This window comes from Hymenobacter lapidarius (assembly GCF_001816145.1).
Taxonomy (GTDB): Bacteria; Bacteroidota; Bacteroidia; order Cytophagales; family Hymenobacteraceae; genus Hymenobacter; species Hymenobacter lapidarius.
Map to the genome: position 1 here is coordinate 1 of NZ_MDZB01000103.1, position 17,241 is coordinate 17,241.

Genomic DNA, 17,241 nt, shown 5'->3' on the forward strand with positions numbered 1-17,241 from the left:
GGCGCAGCAGCAGGCCGTATAGACCCAGGGCGGTATTATAGAGAAACAGCAAGGCCCAAAATTACGCCACGCAACGCCGTACACCGCCACCTGCCCCGATTCGGCGGCCACGGTGCGGCGGCGCGCCAGCGCCAGGGCGGGCCCCTCCCAGGCTTTGAGCGGCAGCCGGCGCGGCGTGCAAAACAGCCGCCACGCCTGCCGAAACGCCAGCGGTGGGGCCACAGCCCACAGTATTCTGAGTTGCCACCGCAGCCACCGCAGGCCGGCGGGCGGTGATGGATAGCGGACCTGCGAAATTGTTACTACCTGCGCCTCGGCGGCGCACAGTGTGTAGACGGGCGAATAAGTATTAACCATGGCTCAAGAAAAAAGCTCCAGCCGCAGCTGGCCTACAATAACCTGAAAAGGAGTTTCGTCGTGCACCCGGGCCACTTGCAGCGCCCCGGAAAGCGTGGTGAGCACCTGCGCCGCCTTGGCGGCCGGGCTGCCCACGTAGCGCAGGGCGCCCGTGGCCCGGCCCACGGCCAGCACCTGCGCCAGCCACTCCGTCAACTCGCGGTTGAAGGTGCGCAGCTCGGCCTGCATGGGCACCGGCAAGGTGCGGAAATCAGCTGCCAGGGCGCCGAACAGACACACCCGGCGGTCGTGGCCCAGGTGGTTCTCATACACGGCCAGCAGGGCGTCGAACTGCTCCCTGGGGGACAGGTCGGCTACGCGGGGTAGGTCGCGCCACTTGCGCAAGCGGCGCAGCTGCCGGGTCACGATGGCCGTGCCGAGGTCGTCTTTGCTGGGATAATGGTAGTGAATGGCCGCCGGCTTCACACCCAGCTCTTTGGCCAGGTGCTGGTAGCTGAAGGCATTGAAGCCCCGCTCCAGCAGCAGTTCCTCGGCCAGGTCGAGGATGCGCGTGCGGGTATCGGGCGATAGTTTTGTAGCTGATGGAGTTGACATGACGGGGCAAATATACAACTTACTTACTAATCAGTAAGTAATAATTTGCTCCAAAAAAAGCCTCTCTTGTTGTCAGGAGAGGCTTTGGTAATTCTCGTCGGCTTTATAACTCCGGGCTATTCTTCCTGGCTTAGTCCCAGGGCGTCCACGGCCGCCTGCACGGCTTCGGCCCGGTAAGCCGGCGCGGTGGCGGGGGCTTTAAGTAGGCGCAGCAGGCGCTGGTATTTCGTTCGGCCTTCGGTCAGCATCTGCTCGCTCACTTCAATGGTGAACACGCCGAAGGGCTCTACCTTTTGCACGCCAACCAATAAAAACCGCTCGGCGCGCAGCGCGTCGGTGTAGAAAGCGGCCTGGCGGTCGTAGTCGTAGGCCGAGCATTGCCAGAGGAAATGGTCGGCGTCGCGGGCCATGGTGGTTTTGAAGTCGATGATGGTGAACGGCTGGTCGGGCTGGTCCACGATGAGGTCGGCGCGCAGCTTGCAGAGCGTATCGGTTTCGGGCTCGGTAAACAGCACGCTGGTTTCCGGCTGTCCCAGCGCCAGCAGTTCCACCAGGCGGGTATCGAGCTTCACGCCCTCCACCAGCCACCACACCAGCGTATCGTTCAGGCCGGGCAGACCGGGCACGTAGTCGGCTGGCTCGAGCAGGGCGGTATGAAACGCCGTACCAAAGCTCAGGGCGCCCTCATTGGAACTGGTTTGGGGCCGCGGGGGCCGTCCGTCGAGCGCATCGCGCAGGCGCGACAGGTCCGAGTTCGCAATGGCAGGCAGGGCGCGGTACGTATCGTAATCGAGACGCAACAAGTCGGGGCGGCGGTAGGGAACGGCTGATTCGGGCATAGGTGAAAAGGTAACAGATAAAAGCACAGGATGGCTCCGCGCAGGTCCCCTCGCGAGCGGCAGGCGGCGGTTTTGAGCGCAGGTTCGTACTTCGGCTCAGCGGGTTGCGCGCCCGGCTCTCAAAACCTCAATGCATAGCACCATGGCTTCCTGGATTCCATACGCCCTCCTGTCGGCATTGTTTGCGGCCCTCACGGCCATTTTCGCAAAAATCGGCATCAAAGGGGTCGATTCCGATTTGGCCACGGCCATTCGCACGGTGGTCATTTTGCTGCTGGCCTGGGCCATAGCCCTGGCACGCGGGGCCACGGCCGGCCTGTCGGACCTGTCGGGGCGCACCTGGCTTTTCCTGGTGCTGTCGGGCCTGGCCACCGGCGCGTCGTGGCTGTGCTACTTCCGGGCCCTCAAGCTGGGGCCCGTGAGCCAAGTGGCCCCGGTAGATAAGCTGAGTGTGGCGCTGGCTCTGCTGCTGGCAGTCGTGTTCTTGGGCGAAACCATTTCGGTGCGTAGTGCCCTCGGCGCCGGGCTTATTCTGGCCGGTACCGTTGTGCTGGTGTGGCGCTAACACGCCCCATTGCGCAAGCCCGAATCCCACTGCCGGCGCCGGGTGCTCGCTAGTACGCGGCTCGTGCAAACAGGCGGCTACCCTCCTTCCACCGTTGCGCTTTGCCCGCAATCTCGGCCAGCCCCAGGTTGTGAATGCTGCCCAGGTGCGTGGTCTGGAACTCGCGGTGCGGCATGTAGCTGCCATCTTCCACGGCCCGCCCCACCTGCTGGTACGCATCCCGAAACGGCACGCCGGCAATAATTAGTTGATTGATATTTTCAACCGAGAAAATGGGGTCGTATTTGGCCTGCTCAATTACGCCGGGCTTAATCTTGATTTCGGGCAGTGCAAACAGCAAAATATCGAGTAGGTCCGCGAACTGCATCATGGGCCCAAACAGCAGCTCCTTCAGCAGCTGGAAGTCGCGGTGGTAGCCGCTGGGCAGGTTGCTGGTGGCCAGGATAATGTCGTTGGGCAGCGCCTGCAGGCGGTTGGCGTGGGCGCGCACCAGTTCAAACACATCGGGGTTTTTCTTGTGCGGCATGATACTCGAGCCCGTGGTGAACTCCTTGGGCAGCGTCACAAAGCCCAGGTCCTGGCTATTGTAGAGCACCAGGTCATAGGCCAGTTTGCCCAGCGTGCCCGCCGCGCCGGCAATGGCAAAGGCCAGGGTTTTCTCGGTTTTGCCGCGCAGCATCTGGGCGCCCACCGCACTCACGGCCGCGCTGCCAAAACCCATTTCCCGGGTGGTCATTTCGCGGTCAATGGGGAAGCTGCTGCCAAAGCCCGCGCCCGAACCCAGCGGGTTTTGGTCGGCCACCGCGTATGCGGCTTCAAACAAATGCAAGTCCAGCAGCAAATGCTCGGCATAGGCCGAAAACCACAGGCCGAAACTGCTCGGCATAGCCGCCTGAAAGTGCGTGTAGCCCGGCAGTAGGTCGTTTTTGTGCACCTCGGCCTGTTGCAGCAGCACCTTAGCCAGCGCCAGCAACTTCGCCGCAATTCGCTCCGTGTAGTCTTTAATGAAAAGCTGAATGGCCGTCAGCACTTGGTCATTGCGCGAGCGGGCGGTGTGAATTTTCTTGCCCGCATCCCCGAACTTCTCCGTCAGGTAATGCTCTATTTTCGAGTGCACGTCCTCAAAATCGGCTTCAATCAGAAACGTGCCAGCGGCCACCTGCGCCAGCAACTCATCGAGCCCGCCAATAAGCTGCTGACGCTCGGTTTCGGAAATCAGACCCACTTTGGCCAGCATATTAGCCTGGGCTTTGGAGGCCAGCAGGTCGAAGGGCGCGAGGTACACATCCAATTCCCGGTCGTGGCCCACCGTAAATTTCTCAATGGTCTCATTAACCGAAAAACCTTTCTCCCAAATTTTCATAATACACTACTTAAAACGTAAATCCAGCCAGTAATTCGATATAATCCCGAATACCGGCGCGTATTTCACTCAGCAAAATATACTCATCCGGCGTGTGTGAGCGGGCACTTTGTCCCGGCCCCATTTTGAGGGTTTCAAAGGGCATCATCGACTGGTCGGAGAGCGTGGGCGAGCCATAAATCTGCTTGCCCATGGCCACCCCCCGGCGCACTAGCGGGTGAATCTCGCTAATACTGGAAGAATTCAGATGCGTGGACCGCGCCACAATTTCCGACTGCACATTAGCCCGAATAACGTCCAGAATTCCCTGGTTCTGGTATAGCTCGTTGGTGCGCACATCAATCACAAAGTGGCAGCGGTCGGGCACTACGTTGTGCTGTTGGCCAGCACTTATCTGCGTCACGGTCATTTTCACTGGTCCCAGCAGCGGAGACAGCCGGGGAAACTGGTAGTGCCGCAGCCACTGCACGTCATCCAGGGCTTTGTAGAGCGCGTTTTCGCCTTCTTCACGGGCGGCGTGGCCGGTTTTTCCGTAGGCCGTGGCGTCCAGCACCAGCAGGCCTTTTTCGGCAATGGCGAGATTCATGCCCGTGGGTTCGCCCACAATTCCCAAGGCAATTTCTCCAAACTGCGGCAGCACGCTTCTAATACCGTTAACACCCGAAATTTCTTCTTCCGCCGTAATCGCGCAAATTAGATTGAAGGCGTTTCCCTGCCCCTGCAAGTACAGAAAAACTGCCAGTAAGCTAACGGCCGAAGCACCCGCATCATTGCTGCCGAGGCCAATTAACTTATCGCCTTCCCGTACGGCTCCAAATGGCTCGTGCGTCCAGCCCACGCCTGGTTTCACCGTGTCGTGATGCGAATTGAGCAGAATGGTCGGTTTATTCGCATCGAAGTGCGCGGAAGTGGCCCACACGTTATTCTGCTGCCGCTGCGCTGCTATGCCGTGCCCAATTAAAAACGCCTGAATCAGGCCAGCCGTATCCGTTTCCTCACGTGAATACGAGGGAGTTTTAATTAGCCGAATCAGTAAATCAACGGCATCCTCGCTCAGTTGATTTATTAATTCAGACATAAGGTGGTTTTCAGTGCTCCATCAATGTAGAGCGCATGCTCAATAATTACTTTTTCTACGCCAAACTGCAAGGCATCAAATGCATTTTCTAATTTGGGCAGCATGCCATCGGCAATTATTCCACTTTCTTTCAATTCGGCATAATTAGCCAATGTAATAGTTGGAATAACTGATTTTTCATCAATAATATCGGCTAATACGCCGTGTTTTTCGAAGCAAAAGTGCAGCTCTACTGAATATTGCTTGCTCAGGGCTTTTGCTAACGATGCGGCAATGGTGTCGGCATTGGTATTCAGCAATTGGCCCTGGCCGTCGTGGTTAATCGGGCAAAAGACAGGAGTCAGCCCTATTTCTAAAAACTGGCGCACCATATCGGCATTGATGCTCTCCTCGCTCAAATCCCCCACAAAGCCGTAGTCAACTTCCCGTACCAGGCGCTTGGTGGCCAGAATCACGTTGCCATCGGCACCACTGAGGCCCAGCGCATTAACCCCAACTGCCTGGAGTGCCGCCACTATTTGCTTGTTGGTTTTGCCCGCGTAGAACATCGTCACGATGTCGAGAGTCACAGCGTCGGTGATGCGGCGGCCGTGCAGCATCCGCGGCACGATGCCCAGGCGGGCCATCATTTCGCTGGCGCCTTTGCCACCGCCGTGCACCAGTATTTTGGGGCCGCTCACATTGGCAAACAGGCGCAGGAATTCCAGCAAGTCGGATACGCGGTCGATGATGCCGCCGCCAATCTTATAAATTTTTAACGCCGCTTTCATTATTTCTTCACAGTTCAGCAAACCCAACAGCGAAAAGCACTGATTCCAAAAAATAACCGGGAAATGTTGCAGGCAAAAGTAGGGGCTTTTAGCTTTGCAGCAGAATTGAACCTCTTGGTTCGGCCGTTCGTTAAAGCGCCGAATCGAAAGTTACCCGCCATGCCCCTCCCCGTTTGCTCTTCTCCTTTGCTCGCTGCCGCCGTTTGGCTGGGTGGAGCAGGCGTGTGCAGAACGGCTTGCGCCTTGGTGCGACGACCCTAGCGGCTTCAGCAGCCGCATGTTGGCCCCTTGGCCAGCCCCTTTGAGCCAGGATAGTATCCGCTCTACTTACAGACAGGTTTGGGCTTTAGCAGGAATCACGCGGGAGAAACGCGTGGTCCGGACAGCCGCGCATCTATCCCTAAGTTCTTAAAAATCAATGATAATTCGGGTTGCAACAGCAGCGGACGCTCAGTACGCTGACTTATTATGCCAATGGTACGTTGAATCGGCCAAAACGCGGGGCACCGGCATCGCCAAGCGCGAGCCGGATTACGTGGCCCGTAAAATGGCCAGCGGCGATAGCATCATCGCCTTCGTGGACGACGAGCTGGCGGGCTTCTGCTACATCGAAACCTTTGATGACAAGACCTTTGTCGTAAACTCGGGTCTGATTGTAAACGCCGAAATCCGCAAGGGCGGCGTGGGCAAGGCCATCAAGCAGGCCGTGTTCGAGCTGTCGCGCAGCAAGTACCCGCAGGCCAAAATTTTCGGCATCACGACCAGCTTGGCCGTGATGAAAATAAATACCGACTTGGGTTACGAGCCCGTCACTTTCTCGGAGCTGACCACCAGCGAAGACTTCTGGAAGGGCTGCAAAAGCTGCAAAAACTACAGCATCCTGATGGAGAACGAGCGCAAGCTGTGCCTCTGCACCGGCATGCTTTATGACACACCTGAGAAGCAGCTGGTGCAGCTGCAGGTGCCCGAGTTTAATGTTGTCCCAAGCTCCTCTGAATCAGGCGCGGTAGTATAGCACTGTACGGTAAGCTATAGCTTGCCGTACTCTGAATGCCAAGCGTTAACTCACCATTTATCTAACGGCAAGCTAACGCTTACCGCACATTGAAAATGAAGAAAAAAGCCATTCTAGCGTATAGCGGCGGCCTCGACACCTCGTTTTGCGCCGTTTATCTGTCTCGCGACCTGGACCTGGAAGTACACACCGTCATTGTCAATTCCGGCGGCTTCACGGCCGAGGAGCTGGCCGCCATCGAGGCGCGGGCCTACGAGCTGGGCTCGGTGAAGCATGAGGTGATTGACGTGACCACGCGCTTCTACCACGATTGCCTGCGCTATCTGCTGTTCGGCAACGTGCTGAAAAATGATACCTACCCGCTGAGCGTGAGCGCTGAGCGCATGTTCCAGTCGCTGGCCATTGCCGAGTACGCCCGCGCCAACGAGGCCGATTATATTGCTCACGGCAGCACAGGGGCCGGCAACGACCAGGTACGTTTCGACGTGGCTTTTTCGGTCATTTCCCCCAAAACCGAAATCCTAACACCCATCCGCGACCTGAAGCTGTCGCGCCAGGCCGAGATTGAATACCTGCAAAAAGCGGGTTTCGAAATGAGTTGGGAGAAGGCGAAATATTCCATCAATAAAGGCATCTGGGGCACCAGCGTGGGCGGCGTCGAAACGCTGACTTCGCACGAGGCCCTGCCCGAAAGCGCCTACCCCTCGCAGTTGCAGCGGCAGGATTCGGAGCGCATGGAAATCACCTTCGAGCGCGGTGAGCCGGTGGCCCTGAATGGCGAAACGATGGACCCGGTGGCCCTGATTCAGCGGCTGAACGAGCTGGGCGCGGCCTTCGCCATCGGCCGCGACACGCACGTGGGCGATACCATCCTGGGCATCAAGGGCCGGGTGGGGTTCGAGGCACCCGCGCCGCTCATCCTCATCAAGGCGCACCACTTGCTGGAGAAGCACATCAGCACCCGCTGGCAGCTGCTGCACAAAGACTACATCGCCAACTGGTACGGCACGCTGCTGCATGAGGCGCAGTACCTCGACCCGGTGATGCGCGACATGGAAGCCTTCCTGGAATCGTCGCAAAGCCACGTCTCGGGCAAGGTGTTCGTGCAGCTCAAGCCCTACCAATTTGACCTGCTCGGCATCGAGTCGAAATATGATATGATGCAGTCGAAAGTGGCGACTTACGGCGAGGAAAATAACGCCTGGGATGCCCGTGACGCCCGTGGTTTCATCAAGATTTTCGGTAACCAGCTGAAAATTAGCGCCAGTCTGCACGATGGAAATTAAGGCCGGCATCGTGGGCGGGGCCGGCTACACGGCCGGCGAGTTGATTCGCATTCTGCTGCACCACGACTTCGTGGAGCTGGGCGGCATCGTAAGCTCATCGAACGCGGGCAACCCGGTGCACCAGGTGCACGACGATTTGGTGGGCGAAACCGACCTGACCTTTGCCTCCGAGCTGGCCGGCGACGAGGACGTGGTGTTTCTGTGCCTGGGCCACGGCAATTCCAAAGCCTGGCTGCACAAAAACACCCTGCCCGCAACCACGCACATCATCGACCTGAGCAACGATTTCCGCCTCACGGCCGATGCCGAGTTTGCCGGCCGCGAGTTCGTCTATGGCCTGCCGGAGCTGAACAAAAGCCGCATCCAGCAGGCCCAGAGCATTGCCAATCCCGGCTGCTTCGCCACGGCCATCCAGCTGGCGCTGCTGCCGCTGGCCCAGGCCGGCCGGCTCACCGACGACATCCACGTGTCGGCCATCACCGGCTCGACCGGCGCGGGCCAGGGCCTCTCGGAAACGGTGCATTTCTCGTGGCGCAGCAACAACGTGTCCATCTACAAGCCCTTCACGCACCAGCACCTGGGCGAAATCGGCGAGAGTCTGGCGCAACTGCAGCCGCAATCCGCGGCGGAAATTCACTTCATCCCCTACCGCGGCAATTTCGCGCGGGGCATTTTCGCCAGCGTCTACACGCCCTCCGATTTGACGCAGGACGAAGCGCGGGAGATGTATAAGCAGTTTTATGCTGACGCGCCGTTCACCGCGGTTTCGGACAAGGAAATTCATTTGAAGCAAGTGGTGAACACCAATAAATGCCTGCTGCATGTGCAGAAACAGGGCAAGCAATTATTAATTACCTCGGTAATTGATAATTTGGTGAAAGGCGCGTCGGGCCAGGCGGTGCAGAACATGAATTTGCTGTTTGGCCTGCCGGAAACGACGGGGTTGATGAGTAAGGCTTCGTTTTTTTAGAAACACTATGCACCTTATTCTTCTCAGTGTCGTCTTTCTGGCTTTTTGTGGACTTACCAGTTGCAATAATCAAGACAGTTTTGACAAACACAACCCAAAATGGATTACATATAAGTTGTATGACTATTGGGTGTTTGACGCGCCCAAAGGAGCAAAAATCATTTATCAACAAGGAATAGACTCAACACCAGGCAGTATTGCATTAGCAGCAAACGATTCTGTGATTCTAGAATTTGATAGTGGCTTTGAGTCATCTGTTATCGACACAATCTGCGACTTAGGAAGTGAAACAGTATACGCTAAACGGCGAGTTGCGAGAGGTGATTACAAATATTTGAACAAGCCAGATACGTTACATCAAGCACGAATTGATACAGTTAATGGGCTGGCAGCAATCACAATTGTACCTGTGAAGACTGGTGTTGGAATAACCAAAGTAACTATTTCGAATTGTAGCTCTAATCGATGGCTTGCTATTTCAGGCAAAAATATTCCTTATAATAAGCAGGAATTAATACTGAAAATATACGCAAGCATACGGCAGGTAAAGTCAAAATAAGGCCTTTTTTGTAGTTTAACTGCTGAATTCAACATGGAGCTTTTCAACGTCTATCCTCTCGTCAACATCATGCCCGTGCGCGCACTTGGCGCGAAACTTTGGGACGACCAGGGCCAGGAGTACCTGGATTTCTACGGCGGCCACGCCGTGATTTCCATCGGCCACAGCCACCCGCACTACGTGCAGCGCCTGACGGCGCAGCTGCAAAACATCGGCTTCTACTCTAACTCGGTGCAGATTCCGATTCAGCGCGAGCTGGCCGAAAAGCTGGGCCGCGTGTCGGGCTACCCGGATTACGCGTTGTTTCTGTGCAACTCCGGGGCCGAGGCCAACGAGAATGCGCTGAAGCTAGCCTCGTTCCACACCGGCAAAAAGCGGGTCATCGCCTTTCGGGGCGCGTTTCACGGTCGCACCTCGGGCGCGGTAGCCGCCACCGACAACCCCAAGATTGTGGCCCCCTTCAACGCCGACCACGCCATTTCCTTTGTCAATTACGACCTGAAAGCAGTGGCCGAAATCCTGCGCGGCGGCGATGTCTGCGCCGTGATTATCGAGCCGATTCAGGGTGTGGGCGGCATCATCAGGCCTTCCGATGACTTCCTGCAGGGCCTCTCGCTGCTGTGCGGCGCGCACAACGCGCTGCTGATTGCCGACGAGGTGCAGAGCGGCTACGGGCGCAGCGGCGAGTTCTTCGCCCATCAGCACGCTGGCATCCGGCCCGATATCATTGCCGTGGCCAAGGGCATGGGCAACGGCTTCCCCATCGGCGGCATCCTGATTGCGCCCGCGCTGCCAGCCTCCTACGGCCTACTGGGCACCACTTTCGGCGGTAACCACCTGGCCTGCGCCGCCGCCCTGGCCGTGCTCGAAGTCATTGAGCAGGAAGATTTGGTTGCGCACGCCGCCGAGCTGGGCCACTACCTGCGCACGGAACTCGAAGCCAATTCCGGGGCCGAGGAAATTCGCGGCCGCGGCCTGATGGTGGGTATTCAGTATGATTTTCCCATCAAGGAAATCCGCGACAAGCTGCTGACGGAGCATCATATTTTCGTGGGCAATGCTTCCGACCCTACGGTGCTCCGGCTGCTGCCGCCGCTGAATATCACGCGGACGGAGGTTGATATGTTTTTGGCGGCGCTGTATGCCATCACCCCACCCCCTAGCCCCCTCCCCTCCGGGAGAGGGGGAACTAGCTCTAAAATTAGTCTCTAGTCTCACCCTCTTTGCTCATCCATTTGCATCCAACTAGTTTCTGGTTCTAAAAACTAGAAACTAGTTCCCCCTCTCCCAGAGGGGAGGGGGCTAGGGGGTGGGGTCAATCGTATGAATCAAGTAAAACTCATCCTCTCCGACGGCACCGCCATCTCCGGCGAATCCTTCGGCGCTTTCACCTCCGCCGCCGGCGAGGTCGTGTTCAGCACGGCCATGACGGGCTACCCCGAAAACCTCACCGACCCGTCCTTCGCCGGCCAGATTCTGGTGCTCACCACCCCGATGGTGGGCAACTACGGCGTACCCGGCGAGGAACTCTACGAGTCGATTTCGAAGATTTTCGAGTCCGACAAGATTCACATTGCCGGGCTGGTCGTCAATTATTACTCCGAGGAGCACAGCCACTGGAACGCCGCCAAAAGCCTCGGCTACTGGCTCAAGGAGTACAACATTCCCGGCATCTGCGGGGTCGATACCCGGATGCTCACCAAGAAGCTACGCGAGCAAGGCGCTATGCTGGGCAAAATCGTGGCCGAGGACGACGTGCCCTTCCACGACCCCAACCGCGACAACCTCGTGGCGCAGGTGAGCCCGGCCGGTATCCGGCGCTACGGCGGCGGCCGGCACAAAATCGTGCTCGTGGACTGCGGCACCAAAACCAACATCATCCGCTGCTTCCTGGAGCGCGACGTGGAGCTGATTCGCGTGCCCTGGGACTACGATTTTACGACCCTGGCCTACGACGGCCTGTTCCTGAGCAACGGCCCCGGCGACCCCAAAATGTGCGAAGCCACCATCCGGCACCTGCAAAAGGCCCTGGCCCAGGACCGGCCCATTTTCGGCATCTGCCTGGGCAGCCAGCTCATGGGCCTCGCGGCGGGCGGCGACACCTTCAAGCTCAAATACGGCCACCGCAGCCACAACCAGCCCGTGAAGCTCACCGGCACCCAGCGCTGCTACATCACCAGCCAGAACCACGGCTTCGCGGTGGATACCGAAACACTACCCGCCGAGTGGCAGATGCTGTTCGAGAACCTGAACGACGGCACCTGCGAAGGCATCAGGCACACGTCCAAGCCGTTCTTCTCCACGCAATTTCACCCCGAAGCCGCCGGCGGGCCGGAGGATACAGAGTTTCTGTTTGATGACTTTTTGAAAGCGGTGACGGAGTATAAGGAGGGGCATACAGCCTAGCGAAACGCCTCATCCCCCGGCCCCTTCTCCGAAAAGGAGAAGGGGAGCCGCGACCACCCAAACATTTTAATTTAATTACTGGACTACATTATGGCTTCAAACATCAACCTAGAAATCAAAGTAATTAAAAGGTTTGTGAATAAAGCTAAGCGCGAACGTTACATTCAATTCGTCTCATCGGAAAAGAACAGAGCGAAATTTATTAAAGACTTATCTCATTATAATTTTCTTGAATCGTCGCTATTTACTCCTGTACGAGGTATCGAAGAACACGAAATTCTAGCGTCTACTGAAAATAACGGCATAGCTAATACTACTTGTTATGTTATCAGTGAAAACAAAAGAATAGATGCTAAATTTTTAGATACAAAAGAAACTATAGCGGCAACAGTGGGTCACGGAATGGGTACGCTTCTAGTTTTTGGTGACGCTGAAATGATATTCTATGAGTGTGAAACAATGAACATAAGATACATAAGCAAGAAGGTAAGCCAATAATCACTTAACAAGCATTTCCTTAAACGTCTGGCTCCCCCTCTCCTTTTCGGAGAGGGGGCCGGGGGGTGAGGCGAACGTTGCACGACCTAATGACCAAACCCAACAAAGTACTCATCCTCGGTTCCGGCGCGCTGAAAATTGGCGAGGCCGGGGAGTTCGATTATTCCGGCTCGCAGGCCCTCAAGGCGCTGAAGGAGGAAGGCATCCGCACCATCCTCATCAACCCCAACATTGCCACCGTGCAGACCTCCGACGGCATGGCCGACGACGTGTACTTCCTGCCCGTGACGCCCTACTTCGTGGAGGAAGTCATCAAAAAAGAGCGGCCCGATGGCATTCTGGTGGCCTTTGGCGGCCAGACGGCCCTGAACTGCGCCGTGGCCCTGTACCGCGCCGGCGTGTTCGAGCAGTACGGCGTGCGGGTGCTGGGCACGCCCGTGCAGAGCATCATCGACACCGAGGACCGGGAGATTTTCAAGGTCAAGCTCGACCAGATTGGCGTGCTCTCGGCCCGCAGCGTGGCCTGCACGACCATGGAAGCCGCCCTGGCCGCCGGCGAAACCATCGGCTTCCCCATCATCGTGCGGGCCGCGTTTGCGCTGGGCGGGCTGGGCAGCGGCTTCGCTAACAACATGGACGAGCTGCGGGCCCTGGCCCGGCAATCGTTCACGACTTCGGACCAGATTCTGGTGGAAGAATCGCTGAAGGGATGGAAGGAAGTGGAGTACGAAGTGGTGCGCGACGAGTTCGATAACTGCATCACGGTCTGCAACATGGAGAACTTCGACCCCATCGGCATCCACACCGGCGAGAGCATCGTGGTGGCCCCGTCCCAGACGCTGAGCAACCGCGAGTACCACAAGCTGCGCAGCATCGGCATCAAAACCATCCGGCACCTGGGCATCGTGGGCGAGTGCAACATTCAGTACGCCCTCGACCCCGTTTCTGAAGATTACCGCGTGATTGAGGTGAATGCCCGCCTCTCGCGCTCGTCGGCGCTGGCCTCGAAGGCGACGGGCTACCCGCTGGCCTTCGTGGCCGCCAAGCTGAGCCTGGGCTACTCGCTGGCCGAGCTGAAAAACAGCGTCACGCAGACCACCACGGCCTTTTTCGAGCCCGCCCTCGACTACGTGGTGGTGAAGCTGCCGCGCTGGGACCTGGGCAAATTCTCGGGCGTGAACCGCCAGATTGGCTCGGCCATGAAGAGCGTAGGCGAGGTGATGGCGATAGGAAAATCGTTCGAGGAAGCCATCCAGAAGGGCCTGCGGATGCTCGACACCGGCAAGCGCGGCTTCGTGGCCAACCGGCCCGAAAGCATTGAACCCGACACCATCGACCAGCTCCTGAGCGAGCCGAACGAGGAGCGCATCTTCGCCATAAACAGCGCCTTCGAGGCCGGCTACTCGCTGGAGCAGGTGCACCAGCTGACCAGGATTGACCACTGGTTTTTGCAGCGCCTGTTCACCATTTTCGAGCTGGGCCAGCGGCTGGCCGCCGGCCGCGCCACCGGCCTCGATGGCCTGGAAAACAAGCTCTTGCGCGAGGTGAAGCGGGCCGGTTTCTCGGACCAGCAGATTGCCGTGCAGCTGCTGGGCGAAGGTGATGTGAAGGCAGATGAGCTGCGTGTGCGCGCCCGCCGCAAGGCCCTGGGCGTGCTGCCCGTGGTGAAGCAGATTGACACGCTGGCCGCCGAATTCCCGGCCAAAACCAACTACCTCTACACCACCTACCACGGCACCGAAAACGACCTGGACCGCGAAACCGCGAAGTCCATCGTGGTGTTGGGTTCGGGCGTGTACCGCATCGGCTCGTCGGTCGAGTTCGACTGGTGCGGCGTGCAGGCCGTGCAAACGGCCGCCGAGGAGGGCTACAAAACCATCCTCATCAACTACAACCCCGAAACCGTTTCGACCGATTACGACGTGAGCGACCGGCTCTACTTCGAGGAGCTGAGCTTCGAGCGGGTGATGGACATTCTGGATTTCGAGCAGCCCGGCGGCGTGATTCTGAGCACCGGCGGCCAGATTCCCAACAACTTGGCCATGCGCCTCGAAGAAGCCCAGGCGCCCATTCTGGGCACCACGGCCGCCCACATCGACGAGGCCGAGAACCGCCACAAGTTCTCGCGCATCATGGACGAGCTGGGCATTGCCCAGCCGCGCTGGAAGGAGCTGACCTCGCTGGAAGCCATGAACGAGTTTGTGCGCGAAGTGGGCTACCCGGTGCTCATCCGGCCGAGCTACGTGCTGTCGGGCGCGGCTATGAACGTGGTTTCCAACGCCTTCGAGCTGGAAGAATTCCTGAAAGCGGCCCGGGAAGTGAGCGCCGAATACCCGGTGGTGGTGTCCGAATTCATGCAGGAAGCCAAGGAAATTGAGCTGGACGCGGTGGCCGACCGGGGCGAAATCGTGAGCTACGCCATTTCCGAGCACGTCGAGTTTGCCGGCGTGCATTCCGGCGACGCCACCATGTACTACCCGCCCCAGCGGGTGTACGTGGGCACCATCCGCAAGCTCAAAATCATTGCCGAGAAGGTGGCCCGCCGCTACGAAATCAGCGGCCCGTTCAACATTCAGTTTCTGGAAAAAAACGGGGCCATCAGCGTGATTGAGTGCAACCTGCGGGCCTCGCGCAGCTACCCCTTCGTGTCGAAAATCTCGGGCAACAACCTCATCAAAAAGGCCACCCAAGTGCTGCTGGGCAAGCAAGTGCCCCGCGACGAGAGCGAGCGGGTCTACGACCTGCCCTTCGTGGGCGTGAAGGCCCCGCAGTTCTCCTTCACCCGCCTGCCCGGCGCCGACCCGGTGCTGCGCGTGGACATGGTGAGCACCGGCGAAGTGGGCTGCCTGGGCGACACCGCCGAGGAGGCCCTGCTGAAAGCCATGCTGAGCGTAGGCTACAAAATCCCCGCGAAAACGGTGCTCATTTCCGGCGGCCCCATCCAGTCGAAAGTGGCGCTGCTCTCCGCCACCGAGCTACTGGTGAAGCGCGGCTATCATATTTACGCCACCCAGGGCACCCACCGCTTCTTCGCCGAAAACAGCATCCCCAGCTCGTTGCTATTTTGGCCCGATGATATGCAGGAGCCCAACGCGCTGACGTATCTGAAAGAGAAGAAAATCGACCTGGTAATTAATATCCCGAAAAACCTCTCCAAAGGCGAGCTGGATAACGACTACAAAATCCGCCGCACCGCCGTGGATTCCGGCGTGCCCTTGCTGACGAATGCGCGGCTGGCCAAGGCGTTTATCAAAGCGTTTTGCACGCTGGGAATGAAGGATTTGAAGATTAAGAGTTGGGGGGAGTATAAGGCGATGTAATATTGAACGTCATGCTGAGCGCAGTCGAAGCATCTCTACCTTCTGGCTAACTCCTGTCGTGAGGACGAAGCGGTAGAGTTGCTTCAACAAGCTCAGCATGACTGTTTTTATTAGCCCAAACAGCTTCTAATCTTCGCTTCATTCAGATGAATATTTTAACCATTGAAAACGCAGAAAAAATTAAATTAGCTGTTCAAATTGAACCTTGGGCAGAGGTATTTTATCTGCGGAAAGGGGATACGTTAAAGCTGCATCAACCTGAAGGATTGCACGGCTACTATCATGTCAAGGTGTGGCGCGATGCGGATATTCAATTGTTTGTGGATGGTGAATATGATTATCCCGAAGTATTTATCAATGACCAACCTGCGGAGCCTTGGAATGACTTCAAGCCGGACGAGTCAGAATAACTCAGCTACTTTGGGCTGATGTTGTTCTGCCAGCGCATGGCTGGTCTTTATCAGAGTTCAACAAAGCGGTAGAGATGCTTCGGCAAGCTCAGCATGACGTTTCTTTGGGCCTCGGCCACTCTCCTAAAACCATGAAAAACTTCACTTCCTTCGCCGATGCGGGCGACTACAAAGCTCTATTGCAGCAAGCCTTGGAAATCAAGGCCAACCCCTACGGCTACCAGCACATCGGGCGCAACAAAACCGTCGGCCTCATCTTCTTCAACCCCAGCCTGCGCACCCGGCTCAGCTCCGTCAAGGCGGCCTACAACCTGGGCGCACAAGCCTGGGTGCTCAACGCCGGAGCCGACTCCTGGACCCTGGAAATGGCCGACGGCGCGGTGATGAACGGCGGCACTCAGGAGCACATCAAGGACGCCATCGCGGTGATGAGCCAGTACTGCGACGTGCTGGGCGTGCGCACCTTCCCCACCCTCAAAGACAAGGCCGAGGACTACGGCGAAGTCGTCTTCAACAAGATTCTGCAGTACGCTACCGTGCCCGTCATCAGCCTGGAAAGCGCCACGCTGCACCCCTTACAGTCGTTCGCCGACCTCATCACCGTGGCCGAAACCAAGCAGAAGGAGCGCGTGAAAGTGGTGCTCACCTGGGCCCCGCACGTGCGGGCACTGCCGCAGTGCGTGCCCAACTCCTTCTGCGACTGGTTCTCGGAAATCGATTGGATTGATTTCGTTATCACCCATCCCCAGGGCTACGAGCTGGACCCCAAATTTACCAAAGGCGCCCGCATCGAATACGACCAGCGCAGGGCCCTGGAAGGCGCCGACTATGTGCAGGCCAAAAACTGGAGCAGCTACCAGGACTACGGCCAAGTTCTGACGCAGGACGCCGACTGGATGCTAACGCCCATGCACATGGCCTATACCGACAAGGCCAAATTCATGCACTGCCTGCCTGTGCGCCGCAACGTAGAAGTATCCGATGCCGTGCTCGACGCCCCCGGCTCGCTCATCGTCCAGGAAGCCGGCAACCGCACCATCTCCATGCAAACCGTGCTGCACGAGCTGCTGAAGTAGCCGTTTGCACGATGCCATGAAAAGGCCCCGCAGAAGATTCCTCTGCGGGACCTTTTCGGGTGTGGCTGGCACTCAAAACCCCGTGCCCGAAAACTTGCCGCAGCTGTGGCTACTTCCCCAAAGACAAAGCCCCAA

General features: G+C 57.8%; 17 protein-coding genes. 11 read left to right on the plus strand and 6 right to left on the minus strand.

Going from position 1 to position 17,241, the window contains the following annotated elements:
* The 3 genes from BEN47_RS10220 to BEN47_RS10230 form a co-directional block, all read right to left on the minus strand.
* Positions 1-357, minus strand: a 357-nt coding sequence (locus BEN47_RS10220; RefSeq protein WP_204378305.1) for a hypothetical protein, incomplete at its 3' end; no start/stop codon positions are given.
* A 3-nt stretch (positions 358-360) separates the two neighbouring features.
* Positions 361-951, minus strand: a complete 591-nt coding sequence (locus BEN47_RS10225; RefSeq protein WP_070728097.1) for a TetR/AcrR family transcriptional regulator — start codon at positions 949-951, stop codon at positions 361-363.
* Between the two features lie 116 nt (positions 952-1,067).
* A complete protein-coding gene (locus BEN47_RS10230; RefSeq protein ID WP_070728100.1) occupies positions 1,068-1,790 on the minus strand; it encodes a PD-(D/E)XK nuclease-like domain-containing protein in 723 nt (240 codons plus the stop codon).
* Between the two features lie 142 nt (positions 1,791-1,932).
* On the opposite strand from BEN47_RS10230, the gene BEN47_RS10235 reads away from it, so the two are divergent.
* On the plus strand, positions 1,933-2,355 hold the full coding sequence (locus BEN47_RS10235) for an EamA family transporter (RefSeq protein WP_070728103.1): 423 nt from the start codon (positions 1,933-1,935) through the stop codon (positions 2,353-2,355).
* A gap of 49 nt (positions 2,356-2,404) precedes the next feature.
* On the opposite strand, the gene argH is transcribed toward BEN47_RS10235, so the two are convergent.
* Genes argH through argB form a run of 3 tightly spaced genes read right to left on the minus strand, consistent with a single transcriptional unit; the run spans position 2,405 to position 5,593 of the window.
* Entirely contained in the window at positions 2,405-3,718 is a 1,314-nt protein-coding gene (gene argH / locus BEN47_RS10240; protein ID WP_070728106.1) for an argininosuccinate lyase, read from the minus strand.
* 10 nt (positions 3,719-3,728) lie between these two features.
* Complete coding sequence (locus BEN47_RS10245) at positions 3,729-4,796, minus strand: M20 family metallo-hydrolase (RefSeq protein ID WP_070728109.1); 1,068 nt, start codon at positions 4,794-4,796, stop codon at positions 3,729-3,731.
* The gene (gene argB, locus BEN47_RS10250) at positions 4,784-5,593 is read right to left on the minus strand and encodes an acetylglutamate kinase (RefSeq protein WP_317039500.1); all 810 of its coding nucleotides are present in this window, start codon (positions 5,591-5,593) and stop codon (positions 4,784-4,786) included. Before argB ends, BEN47_RS10245 begins: the two co-directional genes overlap by 13 nt.
* Positions 5,594-5,984: 391 nt before the next feature.
* Here argB and BEN47_RS10255 point away from each other — a divergent pair, with 391 nt between their 5' ends.
* The 10 genes from BEN47_RS10255 to BEN47_RS10290 all read left to right on the plus strand — a co-directional run bounded on the left by BEN47_RS10255 (position 5,985) and on the right by BEN47_RS10290 (position 17,106).
* Positions 5,985-6,581, plus strand: coding sequence for a GNAT family N-acetyltransferase (locus tag BEN47_RS10255; RefSeq protein WP_070728113.1), 597 nt, complete (start codon positions 5,985-5,987; stop codon positions 6,579-6,581).
* Positions 6,582-6,676: 95 nt separating this feature from the next.
* Positions 6,677-7,867, plus strand: coding sequence for an argininosuccinate synthase (gene argG / locus BEN47_RS10260; RefSeq protein ID WP_070728116.1), 1,191 nt, complete (start codon positions 6,677-6,679; stop codon positions 7,865-7,867).
* Entirely contained in the window at positions 7,857-8,837 is a 981-nt protein-coding gene (gene argC / locus BEN47_RS10265; protein WP_070728119.1) for an N-acetyl-gamma-glutamyl-phosphate reductase, read from the plus strand. The genes argG and argC overlap by 11 nt, the downstream gene beginning before the upstream one ends.
* Positions 8,838-8,844: 7 nt before the next feature.
* Positions 8,845-9,396 (plus strand): hypothetical protein, encoded by a 552-nt coding sequence (locus tag BEN47_RS20920; protein WP_125921612.1) that lies wholly within the window; start codon positions 8,845-8,847, stop codon positions 9,394-9,396.
* A gap of 33 nt (positions 9,397-9,429) precedes the next feature.
* Positions 9,430-10,608 (plus strand): aspartate aminotransferase family protein, encoded by a 1,179-nt coding sequence (locus BEN47_RS10270; RefSeq protein ID WP_070728124.1) that lies wholly within the window; start codon positions 9,430-9,432, stop codon positions 10,606-10,608.
* 111 nt (positions 10,609-10,719) lie between these two features.
* Complete coding sequence (carA, locus tag BEN47_RS10275; protein ID WP_070728126.1) at positions 10,720-11,802, plus strand: glutamine-hydrolyzing carbamoyl-phosphate synthase small subunit; 1,083 nt, start codon at positions 10,720-10,722, stop codon at positions 11,800-11,802.
* 90 nt (positions 11,803-11,892) lie between these two features.
* Positions 11,893-12,300 (plus strand): hypothetical protein, encoded by a 408-nt coding sequence (locus BEN47_RS20925; protein WP_125921613.1) that lies wholly within the window; start codon positions 11,893-11,895, stop codon positions 12,298-12,300.
* A gap of 89 nt (positions 12,301-12,389) precedes the next feature.
* Positions 12,390-15,620 (plus strand): carbamoyl-phosphate synthase (glutamine-hydrolyzing) large subunit, encoded by a 3,231-nt coding sequence (gene carB / locus BEN47_RS10280; protein ID WP_070728213.1) that lies wholly within the window; start codon positions 12,390-12,392, stop codon positions 15,618-15,620.
* 146 nt (positions 15,621-15,766) lie between these two features.
* On the plus strand, positions 15,767-16,030 hold the full coding sequence (locus BEN47_RS10285; RefSeq protein WP_070728130.1) for a hypothetical protein: 264 nt from the start codon (positions 15,767-15,769) through the stop codon (positions 16,028-16,030).
* Positions 16,031-16,161: 131 nt separating this feature from the next.
* A complete protein-coding gene (locus BEN47_RS10290; protein WP_070728133.1) occupies positions 16,162-17,106 on the plus strand; it encodes a Rossmann-fold NAD(P)-binding domain-containing protein in 945 nt (314 codons plus the stop codon).
* The last annotated feature ends 135 nt before the right edge of the window (positions 17,107-17,241 follow it).